24 protein-coding genes and 1 tRNA gene are annotated in these 23,145 nt (G+C 64.0%); 18 read left to right on the top strand and 7 right to left on the bottom strand.

The features are described from left to right. Nucleotides 1–131: 131 nt before the first annotated feature. Nucleotides 132–1,118, bottom strand: coding sequence for an NAD(P)-dependent oxidoreductase (locus IVB46_RS32390; protein WP_247344270.1), 987 nt, complete (start codon nucleotides 1,116–1,118; stop codon nucleotides 132–134). 76 nt (nucleotides 1,119–1,194) lie between these two features. After that, nucleotides 1,195–1,269 (bottom strand) — tRNA-Gly (locus tag IVB46_RS32385). A gap of 275 nt (nucleotides 1,270–1,544) precedes the next feature. On the opposite strand from IVB46_RS32385, the gene trxA reads away from it, so the two are divergent. Continuing rightward, nucleotides 1,545–2,468 (top strand): thioredoxin, encoded by a 924-nt coding sequence (trxA, locus tag IVB46_RS32380; RefSeq protein ID WP_063980302.1) that lies wholly within the window; start codon nucleotides 1,545–1,547, stop codon nucleotides 2,466–2,468. Nucleotides 2,469–2,551: 83 nt separating this feature from the next. After that, nucleotides 2,552–3,229, top strand: a complete 678-nt coding sequence (locus IVB46_RS32375) for an LON peptidase substrate-binding domain-containing protein (RefSeq protein WP_247306540.1) — start codon at nucleotides 2,552–2,554, stop codon at nucleotides 3,227–3,229. Between the two features lie 168 nt (nucleotides 3,230–3,397). Here the strand turns inward: IVB46_RS32375 and IVB46_RS32370 are convergent, their stop codons facing one another. The 3 genes from IVB46_RS32370 to IVB46_RS32360 all read right to left on the bottom strand — a co-directional run bounded on the left by IVB46_RS32370 (nucleotide 3,398) and on the right by IVB46_RS32360 (nucleotide 4,885). Further along, nucleotides 3,398–3,991 carry a cytochrome b/b6 domain-containing protein gene (locus IVB46_RS32370; protein WP_085403061.1) on the bottom strand — a complete coding sequence of 198 codons (594 nt, stop codon included), beginning with the start codon at nucleotides 3,989–3,991 and terminating at the stop codon, nucleotides 3,398–3,400. Between the two features lie 44 nt (nucleotides 3,992–4,035). After that, on the bottom strand, nucleotides 4,036–4,314 hold the full coding sequence (locus IVB46_RS32365; protein WP_135213946.1) for a PepSY domain-containing protein: 279 nt from the start codon (nucleotides 4,312–4,314) through the stop codon (nucleotides 4,036–4,038). Between the two features lie 220 nt (nucleotides 4,315–4,534). After that, nucleotides 4,535–4,885 carry a hypothetical protein gene (locus IVB46_RS32360; protein WP_247344267.1) on the bottom strand — a complete coding sequence of 117 codons (351 nt, stop codon included), beginning with the start codon at nucleotides 4,883–4,885 and terminating at the stop codon, nucleotides 4,535–4,537. A 107-nt stretch (nucleotides 4,886–4,992) separates the two neighbouring features. Between IVB46_RS32360 and IVB46_RS32355 the strand changes: the two genes are divergently transcribed. Together IVB46_RS32355 and IVB46_RS32350 are read left to right on the top strand one after the other, a co-directional pair. After that, complete coding sequence (locus tag IVB46_RS32355) at nucleotides 4,993–5,523, top strand: TetR/AcrR family transcriptional regulator (RefSeq protein WP_247306536.1); 531 nt, start codon at nucleotides 4,993–4,995, stop codon at nucleotides 5,521–5,523. Between the two features lie 122 nt (nucleotides 5,524–5,645). Beyond that, complete coding sequence (locus tag IVB46_RS32350; protein ID WP_011083431.1) at nucleotides 5,646–5,843, top strand: Trm112 family protein; 198 nt, start codon at nucleotides 5,646–5,648, stop codon at nucleotides 5,841–5,843. Between the two features lie 138 nt (nucleotides 5,844–5,981). Here the strand turns inward: IVB46_RS32350 and IVB46_RS32345 are convergent, their stop codons facing one another. Further along, complete coding sequence (locus tag IVB46_RS32345) at nucleotides 5,982–7,202, bottom strand: ubiquinone biosynthesis hydroxylase (protein WP_063980298.1); 1,221 nt, start codon at nucleotides 7,200–7,202, stop codon at nucleotides 5,982–5,984. Nucleotides 7,203–7,418: 216 nt separating this feature from the next. Here IVB46_RS32345 and tesB point away from each other — a divergent pair, with 216 nt between their 5' ends. Beyond that, a complete protein-coding gene (tesB, locus tag IVB46_RS32340; protein ID WP_071917022.1) occupies nucleotides 7,419–8,282 on the top strand; it encodes an acyl-CoA thioesterase II in 864 nt (287 codons plus the stop codon). Between the two features lie 37 nt (nucleotides 8,283–8,319). On the opposite strand, the gene IVB46_RS32335 is transcribed toward tesB, so the two are convergent. Next, nucleotides 8,320–9,225 carry a DUF4339 domain-containing protein gene (locus IVB46_RS32335; protein WP_247306534.1) on the bottom strand — a complete coding sequence of 302 codons (906 nt, stop codon included), beginning with the start codon at nucleotides 9,223–9,225 and terminating at the stop codon, nucleotides 8,320–8,322. A 239-nt stretch (nucleotides 9,226–9,464) separates the two neighbouring features. On the opposite strand from IVB46_RS32335, the gene IVB46_RS32330 reads away from it, so the two are divergent. The 13 genes from IVB46_RS32330 (at nucleotide 9,465) to xth (ending at nucleotide 23,141) form a co-directional block, all read left to right on the top strand. Continuing rightward, nucleotides 9,465–9,803 (top strand): P-II family nitrogen regulator, encoded by a 339-nt coding sequence (locus tag IVB46_RS32330; RefSeq protein ID WP_008142802.1) that lies wholly within the window; start codon nucleotides 9,465–9,467, stop codon nucleotides 9,801–9,803. 133 nt (nucleotides 9,804–9,936) lie between these two features. Then, nucleotides 9,937–11,238 (top strand): ammonium transporter, encoded by a 1,302-nt coding sequence (locus tag IVB46_RS32325; protein WP_063980296.1) that lies wholly within the window; start codon nucleotides 9,937–9,939, stop codon nucleotides 11,236–11,238. A gap of 42 nt (nucleotides 11,239–11,280) precedes the next feature. Further along, the gene (locus tag IVB46_RS32320; RefSeq protein ID WP_014490770.1) at nucleotides 11,281–11,595 is read left to right on the top strand and encodes a metalloregulator ArsR/SmtB family transcription factor; all 315 of its coding nucleotides are present in this window, start codon (nucleotides 11,281–11,283) and stop codon (nucleotides 11,593–11,595) included. A 12-nt stretch (nucleotides 11,596–11,607) separates the two neighbouring features. Next, nucleotides 11,608–11,964, top strand: a complete 357-nt coding sequence (locus tag IVB46_RS32315; RefSeq protein ID WP_247306524.1) for a hypothetical protein — start codon at nucleotides 11,608–11,610, stop codon at nucleotides 11,962–11,964. Between the two features lie 42 nt (nucleotides 11,965–12,006). Further along, nucleotides 12,007–12,609, top strand: a complete 603-nt coding sequence (locus IVB46_RS32310; protein ID WP_038932646.1) for an ATP-dependent Clp protease proteolytic subunit — start codon at nucleotides 12,007–12,009, stop codon at nucleotides 12,607–12,609. 392 nt (nucleotides 12,610–13,001) lie between these two features. Further along, nucleotides 13,002–13,340 carry a P-II family nitrogen regulator gene (locus IVB46_RS32305; RefSeq protein WP_008142813.1) on the top strand — a complete coding sequence of 113 codons (339 nt, stop codon included), beginning with the start codon at nucleotides 13,002–13,004 and terminating at the stop codon, nucleotides 13,338–13,340. A 37-nt stretch (nucleotides 13,341–13,377) separates the two neighbouring features. Beyond that, complete coding sequence (locus IVB46_RS32300; RefSeq protein ID WP_085403070.1) at nucleotides 13,378–14,826, top strand: ammonium transporter; 1,449 nt, start codon at nucleotides 13,378–13,380, stop codon at nucleotides 14,824–14,826. 217 nt (nucleotides 14,827–15,043) lie between these two features. Continuing rightward, a complete protein-coding gene (locus IVB46_RS32295) occupies nucleotides 15,044–16,642 on the top strand; it encodes a caspase family protein (RefSeq protein ID WP_166347108.1) in 1,599 nt (532 codons plus the stop codon). A 137-nt stretch (nucleotides 16,643–16,779) separates the two neighbouring features. Next, complete coding sequence (locus IVB46_RS32290) at nucleotides 16,780–17,184, top strand: GFA family protein (protein WP_028158682.1); 405 nt, start codon at nucleotides 16,780–16,782, stop codon at nucleotides 17,182–17,184. A gap of 323 nt (nucleotides 17,185–17,507) precedes the next feature. Continuing rightward, nucleotides 17,508–18,722, top strand: coding sequence for an aminotransferase class I/II-fold pyridoxal phosphate-dependent enzyme (locus IVB46_RS32285; RefSeq protein WP_247306522.1), 1,215 nt, complete (start codon nucleotides 17,508–17,510; stop codon nucleotides 18,720–18,722). A gap of 9 nt (nucleotides 18,723–18,731) precedes the next feature. Continuing rightward, nucleotides 18,732–21,212: a DNA translocase FtsK gene (locus IVB46_RS32280; RefSeq protein ID WP_208083832.1), complete on the top strand. Its 2,481-nt coding sequence runs from the start codon at nucleotides 18,732–18,734 to the stop codon at nucleotides 21,210–21,212. A 150-nt stretch (nucleotides 21,213–21,362) separates the two neighbouring features. Next, a complete protein-coding gene (locus tag IVB46_RS32275) occupies nucleotides 21,363–22,115 on the top strand; it encodes an outer membrane lipoprotein carrier protein LolA (RefSeq protein ID WP_063980290.1) in 753 nt (250 codons plus the stop codon). A gap of 210 nt (nucleotides 22,116–22,325) precedes the next feature. Continuing rightward, nucleotides 22,326–23,141 (top strand): exodeoxyribonuclease III, encoded by an 816-nt coding sequence (gene xth / locus IVB46_RS32270; RefSeq protein WP_014490778.1) that lies wholly within the window; start codon nucleotides 22,326–22,328, stop codon nucleotides 23,139–23,141. Nucleotides 23,142–23,145: the final 4 nt, after the last annotated feature.

Raw genomic sequence — 23,145 nt, 5'->3', positions numbered from 1 at the left:
AGGCAGCAGGAAGAGCGGTCGCACAAAATTGCGAAAACAACCCCATGCACAGTAGAACGGCTCACCCCGGTCTGCTCCCGGTGACGCCGGGCAGACATTTGATGCGTCGAGCAAAACGGTAAAGACGGCGATTACGAGGCGACGGGATAGGGTCCGTCGTCGAATACCGTGTCGTGATAGCCTTTCGACCCGATCTCGCGTGCCAGCGTGCTGCGAAAATCCGTGCCCTCACGCAGGCTGTTCAGGACATGCGCGAAGTCGAATTCGGGCCGCCAGCCCAGCTCGTGCCGCGCACGGTCGTTGACATAGACGCGGTCGATCTCGGGGAATAGCCGCCATCCGCGCGCCGCATAGAGCTGCGCGCAATCCGGGTAGAGCTCGCGCACGACACCGGCCGCGTCGCGCGCGAGCATCGCGAGATGACGGGGCTCGAACGGGCTGGTGGCGGAGATGATGTAACGGGCAAAACCGATCTTCGGCGCACGCTCGACAGCGAGCAGATGGGCGCTCACCGCGTCCGCTATATCCAGCCGTCTATAGAGCAGCTCGTTGGCCTGTGCGTTGTCCAGCGGGTAAGCCGATCGCATCGCGGGATCGTCATCGTCCTCAGGGAAGAAGCGAGAGGTCCTCAAGATTACGACAGGCAGAGCGCGCTCGCGAAAGAACAGCTCGCACAGAGTCTCAGCCATCAGCTTGGTCGTGCCGTAGATGTTCTTCGGCACCGGCGCCAGATCCTCGGTGACCCACACCGCAGCCTGTCCGGCCCCGGGTCGAAGCTGCGAACCGAATGCGCTGGTGGTGCTGGTGAAGACGAAGCTGCGCACGCCGGCGGCTATGGCCGCCTCGAGCAGATTGAGCGTGCCGGTGACGTTGGTGTCGACAAAATCCTGTTTGCTGTGGGTCGCCACATGCGGCTTGTGCAGCGTCGCGGAGTGGATCACGGCGGTGACGCCCTCCATCTGCCGCCGCACGAAGTCGGAATCGACGATCGAGCCGACGACATCGGTGAAGGGCGATGGCTTCAGATCGATCCCACGCGCGGGGAAACTGCGTCCCTGGAGCATACGGAGAACGGCCTCCCCAAGGTGGCCCGCGCTGCCCGTGACCAGTATTGTCATTTGAGACCCAATACAGCCGCCAGCGGCGTCGAAAACCACGGCCCGACCCGGTTTGGCTGGATGCTTTGGGAAAAATTGGAGCGGGCGAAGGGGCTCGAACCCTCGACCCCGACCTTGGCAAGGTCGTGCTCTACCACTGAGCTACACCCGCATCCTGTGTCGGTCGCATTACGCGCCGACAACGGCTGTCGTATGCCAAAAGCGGACGGCGAATGCAACAGCTACCGGCAGCATAGATTCGGTTTCGAAGGCCCTATATGGACCCCGAATGCGGCCAAATCGTCCGAAAACGCGCCGGAACCGGCGAATCGGCCCTGATGGATTGAAATTCGGCCCATTCGGCCCAATCTAGGAGCCGACAACGAAGCATATGATTTGGCGACGTGCTAAAGAGCCGCCATTCCAGACATCAGACGAGGGGATCCCGTGACGATCATCGACCAGGGTAACGGAGCGGCGGGCGCGGCCGCGGCCGATCTGATCAAGGACACCACCACCCAGACCTTCGTGAAGGACGTCATCGAGGAATCGAAGCGCCAGCCGGTTCTGATCGACTTCTGGGCGGAGTGGTGCGGCCCCTGCAAGCAGCTCACGCCCGTGCTGGAAAAGGCGGTCAAGGCGGCCAAGGGCAAGGTCAAGCTGGTCAAGATGAACATCGACCAGCATCCGGCGATCCCGGGCCAGATGGGCATCCAGTCGATCCCGGCCGTGATCGCCTTCGTCAACGGCCAGCCGGCCGACGGCTTCATGGGCGCAGTGCCGGAGAGCCAGGTCAACGCCTTCATCGAAAAGGTGACCAAGGGTGTGACGGCGCCGGGCGAGCCCAATATAGCCGAGATCCTGCAAGAGGCCGAGGCGGTGCTCGCCGAGGGGGACGCCGCCGCCGCGGCGCAGATCTATGCCGAGGTGCTGCAGCACGATTCGACCAACATCGCGGCCCTTGCCGGACTCGCGAAATGCTACGCCGTCTCCGGCGCGATGGAGCAGGCCAAGCAGACGCTGGCGATGGTGCCGGAATCGAAGCGCAACGACCCCGCCGTGAAGGCCGTGCAGACCGCGATCGATCTCGCCGAGCAGGCGGAGCAGCTGGGGCCGGTGGCCGAGCTGGAACAGAAGGTCGCCGCAAACCCGCTCGATCATCAGGCTCGCTTCGACCTTGCGACCGCGTTGAATGCGCAAGGTAACCGGGCGGCGGCCACCGAGCAGTTGCTGGCGATCATTAAGCGCGACCGCAAATGGAACGACGACGGCGCCCGCAAGCAGCTCGTGCAATTCTTCGAGGCCTGGGGTGGCACGGATGATGCTACCGTCGAGGGACGAAAGCGCTTGTCGACGATCCTGTTTTCGTAAGGGTTATTGTTGGAGCATGATCTTGTCGGAAAACCGCTTCACACTTTTCCGGATCATGCTCTAGCGAGTCTAGCGGGGTCCAGATGCCGATCAACATCGAATATCGCGGCCCCGCCGACCTGCCGGAGATCATTCCAGTATTTCCGCTGCCGGGCGCGCTTTTGCTGCCGCGCGGCCAGATGCCGCTCAACATCTTCGAGCCGCGTTACCTTTCGATGGTCGACGATTCCTTGCGCGACGGCCATCGCCTGATCGGCATGATCCAGCCCGACATCGCGCACTCGCCGAAGAATTCCGACAGGCCGGCGCTGTTCCGCGTCGGCTGCGTCGGCCGCATCACCCAGCTCGCCGAATCCGGCGACGGCCGCTACCTCCTCGAGCTCACCGGCGTCTCGCGCTTCAAGGTGGTCAAGGAGCTCGAAGTGCTGACCGCCTACCGCCAGTGCAAGGTGGACTTCTTCACCTTCCTCGACGACTTCACCGCGCGCATGGGCGAGGACGAGGTCGATCGCGAGGCGCTGCTGACCGTGCTGGCGGATTTCCTGAAGGCCAACAATCTCAAGGTCGACTGGGAAGGCGTCGAGAGCGCGCCCAACGAAGCGCTCGTCAACGCGCTGGCGATGATGTCGCCCTATGGCCCCGCGGAAAAGCAGGCCATGCTGGAGGCGCCGGATTTGAAGACCCGCGCCGAAATCCTGATCGCGGTGACCGAGATGGATCTCGCCAAGAAGCGCACCAGCGGCGATCCGCCGTTGCAGTGAGGGGCGCGCTGCCGCGTCACGCTCCGTCATGCCCGGGCATAGCCGTCCGAAGGACGGCGTCGCTTCGCTCGCCGATGACCCGGGCATCCACGTCCGAGAGGCACAAAAGAACGTGGATGGCCGGGACAAGCCCGGCCATGACGAGGAGAGAGCGCCGCCTCAAAAACCCTATTGATGATGGCGGATGCGCTTGCGTCCGGTGAACATCGCGCGGATCAGGTTCTCGCGCTGGAGAAGCCCCATCAGCACGACGCCCAGCACGTGTACCACGGCCAGCACGATGACGGCGTCGGATGCTATCGCGTGGGTATCCTCGACCCACCACAGGCCGAAGAAGGTGACGGTCACCGACATCGCCCCCGTGATGGCCGAGATGGCGATCGCCAGCAGCAGCGCTACCAGCATCAAGGTGCCGGCTGGATTGAGGCCGATATAGCGGCCGGTCATGCCGCGGCGTAGATTCCAGAGATAGTGTGGCGCGACCCGAAGCCGGACGCCGACCATGCGGAAGCGCGAATAGCGGCTTCCCCAAAAACCCCAGACCAGGCGGAAGGCGAGAAGCCCGAGCACCGTATAGCCGACGATGCGGTGAAGGGTATCGTAGACGGTGGGCGTGAACCACGCGGCCAAGATGCTGACCGCAAGGGCCCAGTGCCAGAGGCGTAGCGGGAGGTCCCAGACTGCGACCGTCCGCGAAGCCGTTCGATCCGCGGGGGTCCCGTCGGACGCCCCGCGCGTTTCTGGCACCGCTTCGTCGATCAAGCCGTGACTATCCTCAAGCCTTGCTCAAGACCTTGCTTGAAACCTTACTTGGCAACCGTCTTCTTCAGGCTAAGATCTTCCGGGCTGTAGAACAGCTCGTAGAGCTTGCCTTCCTTGACGCCGTAGACCTCATAGCACGAGCCTTCGATCTTGGAGCGCCGCACTTCGTAACCCAGCGCCTTGGCCTTGGCTTCGGCTTCGGCGGCCGGCTTCCACGACGCCTTGTCGAGCTTGGTGCAGTCCTTGAACCCGTCGGCCATGGCCGCCGATCCCATGCCAATTCCGATCGTCAGTGCAATGGCAACTACACGAATGACCTTCACGAACGTCTCCTCCTCTGTCGTGGGCGCTGCGCGGAGCCGCGAAGCGGGACCGAGGGAAGCAAAGGAGATGATGAAGTCAATCCGGTTTGGACGCAGATGGCTTTAGAGTTATTCTAACGATCCGAAAAAGATCAGTCGGCTCCGTAGGCAGCACGCATTTGAACGGCCGCTGCGGCCTTACGCCTCACGGTTTGACGGCCGGCGTTCTGTGCGCGGCACCTCAGTAGCCGGCAACCGCCATCGCGACGACGGCGCTGAGCGCCATCCAGCCGAAATGCCGGCCGCGCGTGGCCCACGCGTTGGCGGCAGCCGAGAAACCGAAAACACAGGCCATGGTGACGACGATCCAGCGGCGCGTCGGTTCCGATTCCATCCAGGGCGCCGCGATCAGGAGCACACCACCACCGATCCAGGCGACGGTCGAGGCCTGCCAGACCAGGCGAATCAGGGTGCGGAGCCGTTCCGGCTCGATGCGGGCGCGGGCAAAGACCTTGGTCTCGCCGAGAACGCCATGGATGAGGGCCACGGCAATGGCCACGACGCCGGAGCACTGGAGCAAGAGATCACGCATCGGCAAGGCTCCTTGAAAGCTTCGTCCATACAGTTGTGTATGGTGAGATAGGCGCTGGCCCGCCGCCTGTCAATACACTAGTGTATGGCCAATTTCCGGAACCGGTCATGACCGAACAACTCTCCGCCGACGACTGGATCAAACAGGGCCTGAAGGCGCTGGCCAAGAACGGCTTCACGGCCCTGAAAGCCGATCCGCTCGCAAGGGCCATGGGCGTCTCGCGCGGCAGCTTCTATTGGCATTTCGCCGATCTCGGCGCGTTCCACGCCGATGTTCTGAAGCGCTGGCGCGAGATCGCGGCCGAACAGATCATCGCCGACGTCGAAGCCGCCGGCGACGAGCCGCTGAAGGCGCTGCTGCGGAGATCCTTTGGCGCACGGCTCGACCTCGAGCGCGCCGTGCGCAGCTGGGCGGCGTTCGATGCGGCCGCGCAAGGCGCGGTCCGCGCGATCGACCGCCGCAGGATCGACTATATCGAGACGCTGCTTGCGATGCGGGGACTTGAGCCGGCGAAGGCGCAGGCCCGCGCACAGATCCTGTACTGGACATTCCTGGGCTTTGCCTTGTCGGGCACGCCGGTGCCGGCGGCACGGCTCCAGGGCCTGCTCGACGAGATCATGCGGATGGTCTCTGCCTAGATTCTTGTTTTGACGCGTTTTCTTTATGCGAACCGGTACCCACTTCGCTCGAAAACGCTCTGGTGGCGCAATGGGCGACCGCGATTTTCTGTGCTAGAGGCAAGCGATCTTCGGAGACTCCAATGAACGCGCCCACCGAACGCCCCGAAACCAGCGTCGATCCCAAATTGCTGGAGATCCTGGTCTGCCCGCTGACCAAGGGTCCGCTGGAGTTCGATTCCGCAAAGCAGGAGCTGATCTCGCGCAGCGCCAAGCTGGCCTACCCGATCCGCGACGGCATCCCGATCATGCTGCCGGAAGAGGCGCGCAAGATCGATTGATCAGGCGGCCCTCATGGTGAGGAGGCGCGATAGCGCCGTCTCGAACCATGAAAGCCCGGCTCTCTCACCTCGGCCTTCATCCTTCGAGACGCGCGCAAGCGCGCTCCTCAGGATGAGGAGTTAGAGCTTGCGCGATTGCTACAACGCCTCACCCTTCAGCAACCGCGGGATCTCACCGGTCAAACCGGCGGCCTGGCGGATGAAGAGGTTCTTCAGCGGCGGGGCGCGGTCGACGAGGCCGAGGCCGATGTCGCGCACCGTGCGCAGCAGCGTCGACTGGTTGGAGAACAGGAAGTTCAGCGAGTTGGTGGCAACGCCCATAGCCATGGTGTCGAAGCGGCGCCAGCGCTGATAACGTTCGAGCACGTCGACGCCGCCGAGATCCATGCCGAGCCGCGCGGCATCGACCACGACTTCGGCCAGTGCTGCGACATCCTTCAGCCCCATGTTGAGGCCTTGGCCCGCGATCGGATGGATGACATGCGCGGAATCGCCGACCAGCGCGAGACGCTCGGCGATGAAGGAGCGCGCCACGAAATAGGACAGCGGGAACGCGCGCGGCTTATCGAGCGCCTTAACCTCGCCGAGATGCAGGCCGAACCGGCGCTCGAGCTCGCCGTGGAACTCCTCGTCGCTCAACGCGATGATGCGCGCGGCCTCGCTGCGGCGCTCGGTCCACACCAGCGAGGATCGTTTTCCGGAGAGAGGCAGGATGGCGAAGGGACCCGCGGGCAGGAAGTGCTCCTCGGCGCGGCCGTCGTGATCGCGCTCATGGCCGACGGTGACGACGATGCCGGATTGATCGTACTCCCAGCCATGGGTGACGATGCCGGCACGCTCGCGCAGTTTCGACCGCGCGCCATCGGCGGCGACCAGCAGGCTTGCCGCAATCACGCTGCCGTCGCCAAGCGTCACGTCGACGCCTTCCGGGCGCGCGTCATAGGACGCGACCGTCGTGGCGCGGAGATCGATGCCCTCGGCCTCGGCCCGCACCACCAGCGCGTCGATCAAACGGCGGTTCTCGACCATATGCGCAAACGGTTCGCCCGGCGCGACATCGCCGGCAAAGTTCAGAAAAACCGGACGGGTGGCGTCTTCCAGCTTTGAATCGGTGACGACCATGTCGAGGATCGGCTGCGCCTCGCCCCTGACGGCGTCCCAGGCGCCGATGGCCTCGAACAGGCGGCGGCAGGCGGCCACGATCGCGGTCGCGCGCGGGTCGCGGCTCGGACGGGTCGCGAGCGCGGGGTCGGCGACGATGACGGGAATCTCGGGCCCGAGCCCCTGGCGCAACGCCAGGGCCAGCGCGAGGCCGGCAAACGCGCCGCCACCAATGACAATGCTACCCTGTACCGGCATACCAAATTCCTGGCTCACACTTCGGCTTTTCCAGGCCTTGCTAGCAGACTTGAGGTGGGCGAAACAGTGCGATGAAACAAGGGCGGAACTGCCTCATTCCGTCATTCCGGAGCGCGCACAGGCGCGAACCCGGAATCCAGAGGTTATCGGCTCGTCATTCCGGGGTCATCGCTGTCGCGATGCCCGGGAATGACGATATCCTTCGAAAGCACCATCATGTCCAAAGGCCTGATCGACCTGATCTCGATTCTCGACCTCGAACAGCTCGAGGTGAATCTGTTCCGCGGCAACAGCCCGAAGACGAGCTGGCAGCGGGTGTTCGGCGGCCAGGTGATCGGGCAGGCGATGGTTGCGGCCTGCCGCACGGTCGAGGGCCGGCTGCCGCATTCGCTGCATTGCTATTTCATCCTGCCGGGCGATCCGCAGATCCCGATCATCTACCAGGTCGAGCGCCTGCGCGACGGCAAGAGCTATTCGACCCGCCGCGTCACCGCGATCCAGCACGGCAACGCGATCTTCTCGATCATGGTGTCGTTCCACACCGACGAGGAGAGCGCGTTCGATCATCAGGACAAGATGCCCGACGTGCCGCCGCCGGAAAAGCTGACGGCGGAGGAGGTGGCGAAGCAGCCGATGTTCAAGGAGATGCCGGAGTTCATCCGCCGCTACTACGAGTCCGATCGTCCGATCGAGCTGCGCCCGGTCGAGCTCGGCCGTTATTTCGGCCAGAAGATCGAGGACGGCCGCATTCACGTCTGGATCAGGACCGCGGCAAAGCTGCCGGACGATCCGGCGCTGCACATGTGCGCGCTGGCCTATGCCTCGGATTTTTCGCTGCTCGACGCGATCATGGCGCGCTACGGCCGCACGCTGTTCGACAAGCGCATGATGCCCGCGAGCCTCGACCACGCGATGTGGTTTCATCGCCCGTTCCGCGCCGACGAATGGCTGCTCTACGCGCAGGATTCGCCGAACGCGCGAGGCGGCCGCGGCTTGACCCGCGGCTCGATCTTCAAGCCCGACGGCACGCTGGTCGCCTCCGTCGCGCAGGAAGGTTCTGTGCGCGAGCGCAAGTCCTAGAGCCCAGGCGCGAGTTCGTCGCGCCTGGGATTTGCGATCAAGCTCCGAGCGACCCGCGCGGAGCGAGCTCGGTCTGCGACGCGAACCAGTTCATGATCCAGCGATACACCCACGGGATCGGGATGATGAGGCTGGACAGGATCGCGGCGACGATGCCGCGCCAGAGAATGCCGAGACCGCTGCCCTTGAACACGATCTCACGGCGCGTGCCTTCGATGCTGCGGCAGAACCAGCGCATCTGCGCCGCGGCGACCCAGGCCCAGCCGATGATCGTGATGATCGAGATCGCGAACAACAGATTCCAGCCGATATAGGCCCAAGCTGAGCCGGAGAAGCTGAGCCCGAGCGGCTGCTCGTTGGAGGCGAGGTTCGCGACCATCCATTTGATCAGCAGCCAGTAGAGCACGATCTGCGCGATGAACAGCAGATTGCTGAGCAGCGCACTGCCGATGACGCCGATCGCGATCGCCAGAACGATGAAGCCGAAGAACCAGGGCACCAGCGTCATCGCATTGCCGGTGAAGCTGAGATTGGGCCGGCCGGGCACCTTCACGCAGGACACGATCCATTTCGTGTACCAGACGAACACCCATGGCACCGGAATGATGAGGCACATGCCGATCAGCATCACGATGCTGCGCCAGGTGAACTCGAGGATGCCGAAATCGACCGCCAGCGCTCCTCCGCTGCCGCCGCCACCGTAGCCGGCGCCAGCGTAACCACCGGAGCCCATCATCGGCGGACCGCCGGCCGGCATCATCGGGGGCGCACCGCCGCCGCCGATCAGGCCGGGGATTTCGGCGGCCTTCTGCCAGCCGGCCATGCCCTCGGACCACACCAGCGTATCCGGGCGCACAACTCCCTGCGCGACCAGGTCGCGGAATTGCCCTTCCGGATAGGGTCCCTGTTGCTTGCCCTCGGATGCGTAGAACCAACTCGCCATGAAGCGTCCCCCTCAAACATACTTTTGTACCGGCCGGGACGCTTCGGTTCACCGCATCCATGCCAAAAACGCATTGTGAAGGATGAACGGATGCCCTGTACAGAGGCGGCGGTTCACATGGCCAAACGTTTTTCCGCTTCAGTCTGCAAGTTTTTTATGCCATTTGCCCGGAAAGATGCCAGATTGACGCTGCGCCGGGGACATACGGCGTGGCGCATCCCCGGGGAATAGGCCTGACCATGAAACTCGTCGTCGCGATCATCAAACCCTTCAAGCTCGATGAAGTCCGCCAGGCGCTGACCGCGATCGGCGTCCACGGCATGACCGTGACCGAGGTGAAAGGCTACGGCCGCCAGAAGGGTCATACCGAGATCTATCGCGGCGCGGAATATGTCGTGAACTTCCTGCCGAAGCTGCGGATCGAGATCGCGGTCGCCTCCGACGTCGCCGACAAGGCGGTCGCCGTGATCACCGCGACGGCGCGCACCGGGCAGATCGGCGACGGCAAGATCTTCGTCACGCCGATCGACCACGCGCTGCGCATCCGCACCGGCGAAACCGACAGCGACGCGCTTTAAGGCTTTTCGTTTTGACGCGTTTTCTTCACGCGAACCGGTATCCACTTCGCTCGAAAACGCTTTGATCCTTCTTCGATCGCACGGGGCAACGACGCCACAGCGTGCGACGCCAATTGATGCCGGGGGGAATGACATGGCGGGATTGTTGCGCCGCGCAGCTGCTATGGCTGCGCCGCTCGGATTTGTGACGTTCGTTGCGGCGCCCGCATACGCCGCGGGCTCCGAGATCAACACCGCCGACACCGCCTGGATGATCGTCGCCACCGCGCTGGTGCTGATGATGACGATCCCCGGCCTGGCGCTGTTCTATTCCGGCATGGTGCGCAAGAAGAACGTGCTCGCCACCATGGCGCAGAGCCTCGCCGCGGTGACGATGATCTCGATCCTCTGGGTGGCGTTCGGCTATTCGCTCTGCTTCGTCGGCGACGGGCCGTGGATCGGAACGCTCGACCGCTGGTTCCTCGCGGGCATGACGATGGACAGCGTCAACCCGGCGGCGAAGACGATCCCGGAAGCGCTGTTCATGCTGTACCAGATGACCTTTGCCATCATCACGGTGGCGCTGGTCGCGGGCTCGGTCGCCGACCGGATGCGATTCTCCGCCTATCTGGTATTCTCGGTCGCCTGGTTCATCTTCGTCTACATTCCGCTGGCGCATTGGGTGTGGGGCGGCGGCTTCCTCGCCAGCATGGGCGTGCTGGATTTCGCCGGCGGCCTCGTCGTGCATCTGTCGGCCGGCACCGCCGGCCTCGTCGCCGCCAAGGTGATGGGCCGCCGCCACGGCTACGGCACGGAAAATCTGTCGCCGTTCGATCTGTCGCTCGCGGTGATGGGCACCGGCCTGTTGTGGGTCGGCTGGTTCGGCTTCAACGGCGGCTCGGCGGGCGCTGCCAATTCGCGCGCGGTGCTGGCGATCATCGCAACGCATCTTGCGGCCTGCTCCGGCGCGCTGACCTGGGGCGCGATCGAATGGTCGACCCGGCGCAAGCCTTCGGTGCTCGGCATGATCTCCGGCGCGGTTGCGGGGCTCGGCACGATCACGCCGGCTTCGGGCTTCGTCGCGCCCTGGCATGGCATCGTCATCGGCATTGTCGCCGGCGCGGTCTGCTACTGGGCCTGCACCTGGCTCAAGCACCGCTTCAACTATGACGATTCCCTCGACGTGTTCGGCGTCCACGGCATCGGCGGCCTGACCGGCACGCTGCTGGCCGGCGTGTTCGCGACCAGCGCGATCGGCGGCACCGCCGGCCTGATCGAAGGCCATCCGCAGCAATTGCTGATCCAGCTCTACGGCGTCGCCGTCACCTTCGTCTGGGCGGCCGGCGTGAGTTTCGTCCTGCTCAAGCTGGTCTCCCTGTTCGTGCCCCTGCGCGTATCCCGTGAGCACGAGCTGGAGGGACTGGATATCTCGCAGCACGGAGAAGCGCTTCAGTAATCGGGGCTTGCGCAACACATAAGTAAATGCTTATGTGTTGGCATGATCGAAGCCGACATCTTCAAGGCACTGGCCGACCCGACGCGCCGAAAAGTCTTTGAGAAGCTCGCTGGCGGAAGCCTGAATGCCAGCGCTTTGCGCGACGGTTTGGAGATCAGCCAGCCGGCGATGTCGCAGCATCTTTCGGTGCTGCGCGCGGCAGGCCTCGTGCGCGAACAGCGGCAGGGCCGCTTCGTGAACTACGAAGTCGACCCGGACGGAATCGTGGCCATCGGCACATGGCTTGCGCGCTACCGTGCCTACTGGCCGAAGCGCATGGAAGCACTCGCCGATCTCCTCAAGGACATGGATCAATAAGGACTGGGATCAATGAGCGACGCCGCGAAGCCTGATCGTCCCGACGAAGCCCTGGTACTTGAATATGATTTCGATGCGCCGCCAGCAAAGGTCTGGCGCGCCGTGACCATTCCGGCCTTGCGCGAGCGCTGGTTGCCGGATTGCGACCTTGTAGGCGCCGAGCCTGAATCAACGATCGCAGGCGAAGAGGTGCGCTACCGGCTTCGCGATTCAGAGCCGCCGTTTCGCGAGAGCCACGTGATCTTCCGGATCGAGCCGAACAAGGACGGCGGCACCCGCTTCCGCATCATTCAGCAAGCCTGCGAAGAGCGAACAAAGCTGCCGCAGCCGGCCAACAGCAATTGCTGCCTGATGCGCGCGGCGGCTTAAACACGAGCAAGACTTCATCACCTGCAAACATGGAGGTCGCCAATGCGCGACATGCTTCAGCTCGTCCCTATGGTTGTCGAACAATCCGCCCGCGGCGAGCGATCCTTCGACATCTATTCGCGGCTCCTGCGCGAGCGCATCATCTTCCTCAACGGCGAGGTCAATGATGCGATGTCCGGACTGGTGTGCGCGCAATTGTTGTTCCTGGAGGCGGAGAATCCGAACAGGCCGATCAATCTCTACATCAACTCCTATGGCGGCGTGGTCACCTCTGGTCTCGCCATGTACGACACCATGCAGTTCATCAAGGCGCCGGTTCATACGCTGTGCATGGGCACGGCGCGCTCGATGGGCTCGTTCCTGCTGATGGCCGGCGAGCCAGGTCACCGCGCCGCGCTGCCCAATGCGAGCCTTCACGTGCATCAGCCGCTCGGCGGCTTCCAGGGCCAGGCGTCCGACATCCTGATCCATGCCAACGAAATGCAGGAGACCAAGCGGCGCATCACCCGGCTCTACGCGCAGCATTGCGGGCGCACCGAGGCGGAGGTGGAACGGACCCTGGACCGCGACCACTTCATGACCGCGCAGCAGGGGGTCGAATGGGGATTGATCGACCGGGTCTTTGCGGAGCGCGAGGCCGCCTGACGGTTCAGGCCGGTTACGCGCATCCCGTGAGCACGCCGAGGGCTGGTTCGATATTTCGCAGAGCGGCGGGGCCCTTTGTCAGGCCCCTTCTGTAATAAAATACCTTCTTGCTGCCCGACACGTGAGCAGCAATTGTGTCGACAGCCTGTCGTGCCCGCTTTTTGATCAGGTGTGACCACGTTTTGAGCGCGACGTAATAGCGCACTGCACCGCAGCACGCGTCAAACGCGAAAACACCCGTTTTCATAGTCCGTTAGGCAACGCGCCCGATCTGGCACGGCATTTGATTCTAAGGGTGCTGGCTGTGCCCGCGTAGTGAACTTCTCCCTCGTGGCGAACCAGTCGAGAAACGCCCGGCCACGTCCGGACCGGGCCAAGCGGGGATAGGACCCATGAAAATTGTTATGGCGATTATCAAGCCATTCAAGCTGGAAGAAGTCCGTGACGCCCTGACCGCCATCGGCGTTCACGGTCTCACGGTGACGGAAGTCAAGGGATATGGCCGCCAGAAAGGCCATACGGAAATCTATCGCGGTGCGGAATACGCCGTGAGCTTCCTGCCCAAGATCAAGATCGAGGTCGCTGTCGCCTCCGACCAGGTCGACAAGACCATCGACGCCATCACGTCCGCCGCGAAAACCGGGCAGATCGGCGACGGCAAGATCTTCGTCATCAACCTCGACCATGCGGTTCGCATCCGCACCGGCGAGGCCGATGCCGCGGCCCTTTGATTTCGCGCTCAACCTTTACCAATCAGGAGTGAATAAAATGACGTTTAAGCGTCCCTATGGCGCGGGATTGGCGGCTCTCGCAGTCGGCATGTTCGCTGCGACCGCGGCCTATGCCGAGCCAACGGTCAACAAGGGAGACAACGCCTGGATGCTGACATCGACAGTTCTCGTGCTGTTGATGACGATCCCCGGCCTCGCGCTGTTCTACGGCGGTCTCGTCCGTTCCAAGAACATGCTCTCCGTGCTGATGCAGGTGTTCTACACCGTCTGTGTCGTCACCGTAATCTGGGCCGTGTACGGCTACAGCCTCACCTTCACCGGCGGTTCCGACTTCATCGGCGGCTTCTCCAAGGCCTTCATGATGGGCGTCACCACCGACTCGAAGGCCGCGACCTTCTCGGTCGACGCCAACATCTCGGAGCTCATCTATATGTGCTTCCAGATGACCTTCGCGGCGATCACGCCGGCCCTCATCGTCGGCGCCTTCGCCGAGCGCATGAAGTTCGCGGCGATCGCGCTCTTCATCCCGCTCTGGGTCACGCTGATCTACTTCCCGATCGCGCACATGGTCTGGTACTGGCCCGGCCCGGACATGATCCAGGACGCTGCCAAGGCTCTGGCTGCTGCCACTGACGCAGCGGCGAAGACCGCGGCGCAGGCCAAGCTCGACGAGATCAACGCCGACGCCGGCTGGATCTTCAAGAAGGGCGCGATCGACTTCGCCGGCGGCACCGTGGTGCACATCAACGCCGGCATCGCAGGTCTCGTCGGCGCTCTGCTGATCGGCAAGCGCGTCGGCTACGGCAAGGAGCTGATGGCTCCGCACTCGCTGACCATGTCGATGATCGGCGCCTCGCTGCTCTGGGTCGGCTGGTTCGGCTTCAACGCCGGCTCCAACCTCGAAGCCAACGGCGGCGCTGCCCTCGCCATGACCAACTCCTTCGTCGCCACAGCGGCCGCCGCGCTGTCGTGGATGTTCGCGGAGTGGATCGTGAAGGGTCACCCGTCGGTGCTCGGCGTCATCTCCGGCGCTGTCGCGGGCCTCGTGGCCGTCACGCCTGCCGCCGGCTTCGCCGGCGTGATGGGTGCGATCGTCCTCGGCCTCGTGGTCGGCGTGGTCTGCCTGTTCTTCTGCACCGTCGTGAAGAACGCGCTCGGCTACGACGACAGCCTCGATGTGTTCGGCGTGCACTGCGTCGGCGGCATCGTCGGCGCCCTCGGCACCGGCATCCTCGTCAATCCGGCGCTGGGTGGTGCGGGCATCATCGACTACACCGCGATCCCGCCGAAGGTTGCCGATTACGACTTCGCGGCGCAGATGATCTCCCAGCTCTGGGGCGTCTGCACCACGCTGGTGTGGTCGGGCATCGGTTCGGCGATCCTCTACAAGGTCGTCGATGTGATCGTTGGCCTCCGCGCCAATGTCGAGACCGAGCGTGAAGGCCTCGATATCACCGAGCACACCGAGCGCGCCTACAACATGTAACTCTCCTCCCGGGCGCGGCCTCCGCGGGGGCCGTGCCCACAACTACGGTTTGGGGCACATACCCGGCAATGTCCCGACCGTTGAGGGGCTCCAGCGCAAGCTGGAGCCCCTTTCTTTTTGGCGCGCCGCATCGTCGCAGCGGCCACGCCTGCACCAAGCCCAAATTGCATTGTCCCGAAACTGGTGAATATCATGCTCCCGTCCGGAGCACGGTCTCATGAGCCTGTTGCGTTTCGTGGCTTTGTGTTTGCTGTCGCTTGCCCTGTCTGCCCTCGACGCCAAGGCCGACAAGCGCGTTGCGCTGGTGATTGGCAACGGCGCCTACCGGAACGTTCCCACGCTCGCCAATCCGACCAATGATGCGGCCGACATCGGCGCGGCGCTGAAGCGATCGGGATTCGAGCCCCTGGTCGCGACCGATCTCGATCAGGCCGCCATGCAGGACACCGTTCTTCGCTTTGCGCGCGAGGCCCGCGGCGCCGACGTCGCCCTGTTCTATTACAGCGGACACGCGCTGCAATTCGCAGGCGTCAACTATCTGGTGCCCGTCGATGCCGTCGTGCGCGACGAGGTTGATCTGCGGCGCCTGGTGCGCGCCGACGAGATCCTGGCGGATTTGCAGCAGGCCAAGAACCTGCGCATCCTCGTGCTCGACGCCTGCCGCGACAATCCCTTCGCGGACGAGCTCCGGCGAAACATCGGGCAGGGGCGCGGCGTAACCGTCAGCCGCGGGCTGGCCAAGATGGAGAGCCCGGAGGGCACCATCATCTCCTATGCGACCCAGGCCGGTCGCACGGCCGACGACGGCAACGGCCGCAACAGTCCCTATACCAGCTCGTTCCTGGAGCACATCAGCGACAGGGACAACATCAATACAGTGTTCCAGACCATCGGCGCCGGCGTCTACAAGCGCACCAAGGGATCACAGGTCCCGGAGCTGTCGTTGTCGTTCTTCGGCGAGTTTTACCTCAATGGCAAAGCCGAACCCGCGGCGCTGACACCATCTTCACCTCGGACTGACCCTTGCGCAGAGGCCGCCGACCATTGGCGCGGTGCGGACGCGCTCGGGACCATCACGGCCTTCAAGGATCATCTGCTTCGCTTCCCGTCCTGCGCCTTTGCAGACCTGGCGAAATACCGCATCGAGCTGCTGTCGAAATCCATCGACAGCGCAAAGCGCCCGACGACTTTCGACGGAACCTGGATCGCCAACGAAAGCTGCGAGAGCAAACCGCCTTTTCCGGAAGCCCATCGCCAATATGTCTTTCGCATCAAGGAGGGAGTGCTGCACACGGTGCTCGGGGACGAGGGCAAGCCCGGCTCTGTGAGTTATGACGGCAAGATCGAAGCGGACGGCAACAGCACCATCTCCGTCAACGGTATCATTGGCGACAAGGATCCGCTGAATCGCGCCGCGGGCTCGTCCTATCGATACAAGATCGTGCTCGAACTGAAGGCTTCCAAAGGGGCTGGGGTCCGCACGGAAACCTATTGGCCGTGTCGCTACGACTTTTCAAAGGTATCAGCGCCAAGCGGAGAATCCGAGCGGAGGCAGCCCGACCCGAAGCGCGCCGCAAAGCGCAATGACAATGCGGCTGCTGCGCCTCCCGATCGGCGCGACGGCGGACAGGCCGCGCCGGGCGGCAATGGGATGAGCTGCTCCACGATGCGCAGAAATTGCGCGGTGGCTTGCGTCAGTTTTGGCGGCCAGCCCAATTGTGGCTCAACCTTCTGCGTGCGGCAGGAAGCGGAATGCATGAGCAGCGGATGCTGGAGAAGTCGAGCTTTCAACGGCTGCGGCATCGCCAAGCGATAGGCGTAAGGCATTCTCCGCAGCCTTCCCATCGAGAACGCTATGTTCTTTTTGACCGTTGCGCAAAAGAAATAGATTGCCATTTCAGATTGCCGGCGCAGAAATATCGACCACAACGAAAAACAAATCGGGAGGTCGTCATGCGTTTGGAAGGCGGATGCTATTGCGGCGAAGTGCGCTACGTGGCCGAAGGCGATCCAATGATGCAGGCCCAGTGTCATTGCCGCGAGTGCCAGTACATCTCGGGCGGCGCGCCCAACACCTTCATCGCAATGCCGGTGGCCGGCTTCAGCTACATCACCGGGCAGCCCAAGCAGTTCACGCGCAAGGATCTCGAGCGCGCCGTCACGCGCGAATTCTGCGCCGAATGCGGCACCCATCTGGTGACCAAGGTTCCGGGCCTGCCGGCGGCGATCCTGAAGGTCGGCACCCTGGACGAGCCAAAACAGTTCCATCCGCAGATGGCGATCTACACCTGCGACAAGCAGGAGTTTCATGCGATCCCCGCGGGCATGGCGACGTTCGAGAAGCTGCCGGGGCACTAGGCGCGCCCATATCCGGAAACTCGTCATGCCCGGGCTTGCCTCGGGCATGAACGTTCTTGGGCATGGTAGAATGGGCCGGGGATGGCCGGGACAGGCCCGGCCATGACGGGACCCGGGCCAGACATGCATCCGTTGTATCCGGCCTCATTTATTCCCCCCTCTGAACGGGCCGAACCTCAAATCCGGGTCACGGAAATGACTCTTGATGGCGCGGAAAGCCGATGGTTAATCGCGTCTTAACCTCGCCCTATCTATGGTGAAGTGAACCGCTTCCCGCCGGCGCCTTGGTGCGACCGGCTGTTCCAAGAGTGCTGGCGTCCAGAATGGCTATAACCGCTTCATCCCGTGCGCCGCAGGACAGTGGAAGCTCCGATAGCGAACGCTCGCCCTTCGTCCGGCTGAACGAGCTGCTGGCACCCCATCAACCGGGTAAGCCCTTGATTACGCTTGCAGTCGGCGAGCCCCAGCATCCCGTGCCTGACTTCGTCGGCCCGGTGCTGGCCAAGCACATCGCCGATTTCGGCCGTTACCCCGCGAACAAGGGCACCGACCCGTTCCGCACGGCAGCGGGCGCCTGGCTGTCGTCGCGCTTCAAGCTGCCGCGGCCGCTCGACCCCGAGAACGAGATTCTCGTCCTGAATGGCAGCCGCGAGGGGCTGTTCCTCGCGGCGATCGCGGCCGCGCGCTATGTCGGCCCGCGCCCCGGCAAGCCCGCGATCCTGATGCCGAACCCGTTCTATCCGGTCTATGGCGCCGGCGCCCGCGCCGCGGCCTGCGAGCCGGTCTACCTGCCGACCACCGTCGAAAACGGCTTTCTGCCCGATCTCGATGCCATCGACGAAGCGACGCTGGCGCGCACGGTGGCGTTCTATCTGGCCTCGCCCGCCAATCCGCAGGGCTCGGTTGCCAAGCCCGACTATTTCAGGCGGTTGAAGCAGCTCGCCGACCGCTACGGCTTCGTGATCCTCAGCGACGAGTGCTATTCCGAGATCTACACCCGCGAGGCCCCGGGCAGCGCGCTCGAATGCGCCGGCCCTGATTTCACCCGCGTGGTTGCGTTCCAGTCGCTGTCGAAGCGCTCCAACCTGCCGGGCCTGCGCGTCGGTTTCGCCGCCGGCGACAAGCGATTCATCGGCATGTTCCTCGAGCTGCGCAACATCGCGGCGCCGCAGGTGCCGGTGCCGCTCCAGCATGTCGCGACCGTTGCCTATGGCGACGAGGCGCATGTCGAGGAGAACCGCAGGCTCTACCGGATCAAGTTCGATCTCGCCGACCAGATCATCGGCGATCGTTACGGCTATCGCCGGCCTGACGCCGGCTTCTGCGTCTGGCTCAACGCGTCCGCGCTCGGCGACGACGTGTCGATCACGCTCAGGCTCTTCAAGGAAGCAGGCGTACGCGTGGTGCCCGGCAGCTATCTGGCGCGGCTCCAGCCCGACGGCTTCAATCCGGGCGCAGGTTTCATTCGCCTTGCGCTGGTGCAGGATGGCGAGACCACGGCGCAAGCGCTGCACCGCCTGGTCGAGACTCTGGGTTAGGCGGGGCCCATGAGCATGTCGGCAATCGAACGTGTCATTCCACTGGTCGGCCATCTGCCACCGTCGATCCGCGAGGGGCTGGCGCGGCGTATGCGCGAGCTCACCGGTTTCGGCCTGATTGCATTGTCCGGCGTCGCCTCGGCCGCGCTGATGACCTGGTCGGTGCAGGATCCAAGCCTCAGCCACGCGACCTCACGGCCGATCCGCAACATTCTCGGCTATGCCGGCGCGATTGGCGCCGACCTTGCGATGCAGATCCTCGGGCTCGGCGCGATCATGCTAGTCCTGACGGTCGCGGTCTGGGGCTGGCGCATGATGACCCATCGCCCGTTCGACCGCGAGGCGCTGCGGCTCGGTTCCTGGATTCTCTGCACCGTGATCGCTGCGGGCTTTGCCAGCTGCTGGCCGCATGGCGGCGCCTGGCCGCTGCCGACCGGCCTCGGCGGCGTGGTCGGCGATGCGCTCGTACGCGCGCCCGCGGTGATTTTCGGACCGGCGGGCACGATCTATCGCATGGTGCTGGGCACGATCCTGTTCGCCGCGATGGGCGCGACCTTCCTGATCGCCTGCGGCCTCGGCGCGCGCGCGCACGACGACGAGTTCGCGGAGATCGAGGACGACGACAAGCCGCTCGACGAAGACGAGGAGAGCGATCGCGGCTCGGTGTCGCTGGGGTGGCTGTTCCACGCATTGATGAGCACGAAGGCGCGGCTGATCTGGCTGCTCGGCACCGCTTACCGCTCGCTGGTCTCGAGCGGACCGAAGACCAAAGCCGTTGCGTTCAGCCGCCAGGAGCCGAATCTCGGCGCCGGCCGCGCCGCGCCGTCGATCTCGCCGCAGTCCGAAGACGAAATTGACGAGGACGAGCACGAAGAAGAGGAAGACGAGGAGGAGGAAGAGGAGGAGCCGGCCGCGCGCGCCCCGCGCAAGAAGGCTGCACCAAAGGCCGCTTCCAAGAAATCCTCCGACAAGTTCGAGCTTCCGTCCGTGTCCGTGCTGGCCGCGCCCAAGGCGGGCGATCGCCAGCCGCTCAGCAAGGCTGAGCTGGAAGCCAATTCGCGTTCGCTCGAAGGCGTGCTGCAGGATTTCGGCGTGCGCGGCGAGATCGTGAAAGCCAATCCGGGTCCCGTGGTCACACTGTACGAGCTGGAGCCGGCGCCCGGCATCAAGTCATCGCGCGTGATCGGTCTCGCCGACGATATCGCCCGTTCGATGAGCGCGCTGTCGGCACGCGTCGCCGTCGTACCCGGCCGTAACGCCATCGGCATCGAGCTACCGAATGCGCATCGCGAAAAGGTCTATCTGCGCGAGCTGCTGGTCGCCAAGGAGACTGTCGATTCGGTTGCGAAGCTGCCGCTCTGCCTCGGCAAGACCATCGGCGGCGACCCCGTGATCATCGACCTCGCGCGCACGCCGCACATGCTGATCGCCGGCACCACCGGGTCCGGCAAGTCGGTCGCCATCAACACCATGATCCTCAGCCTGGTCTACCGGCTGCGCCCGGACCAGTGCCGCCTGATCATGGTCGATCCGAAGATGCTCGAACTCTCCGTCTATGACGGCATTCCCCATCTGCTCACGCCTGTTGTGACCGACCCGAAGAAGGCGGTGGTCGCGCTGAAATGGGCCGTGCGCGAGATGGAAGAGCGCTACAAGAACATGGCCAAACTCGGTGTGCGCAACATCGACGGCTACAATACGCGCCTGCTCGAATTGAAAGCCAAGGGCGAAGAACCGACGCGCACTGTGCACACCGGCTTCGACAAGGAAACCGGCAAGGCGATCTACGAGGAAGAGAAGCTCTCGCTCGACCCGCTGCCCTACATCGTCATCATCGTCGACGAAATGGCCGACCTGATGATGGTCGCCGGCAAGGACATCGAAGGCGCGGTGCAGCGTCTCGCGCAGATGGCGCGCGCCGCCGGCCTGCATGTGATCCTCGCGACGCAACGCCCGTCGGTCGACGTCATCACCGGCACCATCAAGGCGAACTTCCCGACCCGCATCGCCTTCCAGGTGACGTCCAAGATCGACAGCCGCACCATTTTGGGCGAGATGGGCGCCGAGCAGCTGCTCGGGCAGGGCGACATGCTCTACATGGCGGGCGGCGGCCGCATCAGCCGCGTGCACGGACCTTTCGCATCGGACGAGGAAGTCGAGAAGGTGGTGCGTCACCTCAAGACGCAGGGCCAGCCCGAATACCTCGAGGCCGTCACGGCCGAAGAGCCGACCGAGGACGAGGACGGTGGCGCCGTGTTCGACGCCAGCGGCATGGGCGCGGATGGCGGCGGCGATCTCTTCCAACAGGCCGTGGCCATCGTCAAACGCGACCGCAAGGCCTCAACCAGCTACATCCAGCGCCGGCTCCAGATCGGCTATAACCGTGCCGCGTCCTTGATGGAGCGCATGGAACTGGAGGGCATCGTCGGACCCGCCAACCACGCCGGAAAGCGCGAGATTCTGGTCGAGGAAGAAGACAGCCACATGTGAGGCGAGCCGCCTCTGAACATAATTTCACGCAAAATCGATATCTGCAGTAGCGAAATCACGCTAAAAGGGCGCCCAGCCACACAGGACGACGCGTTGATCAGACATCCGGACATTCGATTCGCTGCCACCATCGCTGCGCGAAGCGCGCGCATGGCCGGTGTGCTTCTCGTCACCGCCGCGATGGTGACCGCGGCGTCGTTCGCGCAGACCGTGCCCGTGCCGAAGCCCGCGCCGAAGGGCCGCGATGGCGGTTCGGCCGGTGGGCCCGCCGTCACCGGCGCGACCCAGACGCCGCCGAACCCGGTCATCCCGGATCCGCGCCGCAACGTGCCGACCAGCATCTTCCAGACGTTCGACGCCAACCAGAAGGCGCAGGCGGCCAAGGTCAGCGCCTATCTGTCCTCGCTGTCGACGCTGGTTGGAAATTTCGTCCAGGTCGGCCCCGACGGCAGCAAGACGCAGGGCGACTTCTACATCCAGAAGCCCGGCAAGGTGCGCTTCGAATATGACGCGCCGAGCCCGATCGACATCGTCGCCGACGGATCCTCGCTGGTGGTGCGCGACCGAAAGCTCGCGACCCAGGACGTCTATCCGCTGTCGCAGACGCCGCTGCGCTTCCTGCTGTCCGACCGCATCGACCTGATGAAGGACACCAACGTCGTCAACGTCTCGGCCGACGACGTCTTCGTCAGCGTCACGATCGAGGAGAAGCAGGCGCTGGTCGGCACCAGCCGCTTGCTGCTGATGTTCGGCGCCAAGGACGGCCAGTTGAAGCAGTGGACCGTCACCGACCCGCAGGGCTACGACACCACGATCGCGGTCTACAATCTCGATGCGGGCAAGAAGCTCGATCCTGCCATGTTCAAGATCGATTTCACCAATTACGGCCCATCGCCGGGTTGACGGTGCGTAGGGTGGGTTAGCCGTAGGGTGGGCAAAGGCGCATTAGCGCCGTGCCCACCATCTCTCCTTGCGGCAGGCATGGTGGGCACGCTTCGCTTTGCCCACCCTACGAGGGCTTGCTACGAACCTTGCACCCACCCCCTAAAAGACGTGGGCACGGCGCTTTGCGCCTTTGCCCACCCTACGAGAGCTTGCTAAGACGCAGGCCTCATGCGTCTTTCCCTGACAACCTGGAACATCAACTCGGTGCGGCTGCGCATCGACCTGGTCGCGAAGTTTCTCAAGAGCGCGCGGCCGGACGTGCTGTGCCTCCAGGAGACCAAGTGCATCGACGATGCCTTTCCCCTGAAGCGTTTCAAGCGGCTGGGCTATGAGCATGTCGCGCTGAACGGGCAGAAGGGCTATCACGGCGTCGCCATCGTCTCGAAGATCCCGTTCGAATCGAAAGACATCCGCACCTTCTGCGACAAGGTGGATTCGCGCCACATCTCGGTCTCGTTCGGCGAGAAGGCCAGCATCGCAAAGCCGCTGGTGCTGCATAATTTCTACGTGCCCGCCGGCGGCGACATTCCCGATCCCGCGCTGAACGAGAAATTCGACCACAAGCTTCGCTTCCTCGACGAGATGAAGGCCTGCGAGCCGCTGCATCCGCGCGGGGAGGATCGCCACATCCTGGTCGGCGATCTCAACGTCGCGCCGCACGAGAACGACGTCTGGTCGCACAAGCAGCTTCTGAAAGTGGTTTCGCATACACCTGTGGAGACCGAGAAGCTGCAAGCCGCGCTGGCAGCCGGTGAGTGGGTCGACGTCGCGCGCGAGCGTTTTCCGATGTCGGAGAAGGTCTATACGTGGTGGAGCTATCGCTCCGCCGACTGGACCGTCGGTGATCGCGGCCGCAGGCTCGACCACATCTGGGTCTCGCGCGCATTGAAGGACGCGGTCAGCGATTTCAAGATCCTGCGCGACGCGCGGAGCTGGGAGCGCCCGTCGGACCACGTGCCGGTGACGGTGACGCTGGAGGTGTAGCGGC

The sequence above is a fragment of the Bradyrhizobium sp. 61 genome (assembly GCF_023073075.1).
In the GTDB taxonomy this organism is placed as follows: Bacteria; Pseudomonadota; Alphaproteobacteria; order Rhizobiales; family Xanthobacteraceae; genus Bradyrhizobium; species Bradyrhizobium barranii.
This window is presented reverse-complemented; position numbering and strand designations above follow the sequence as displayed.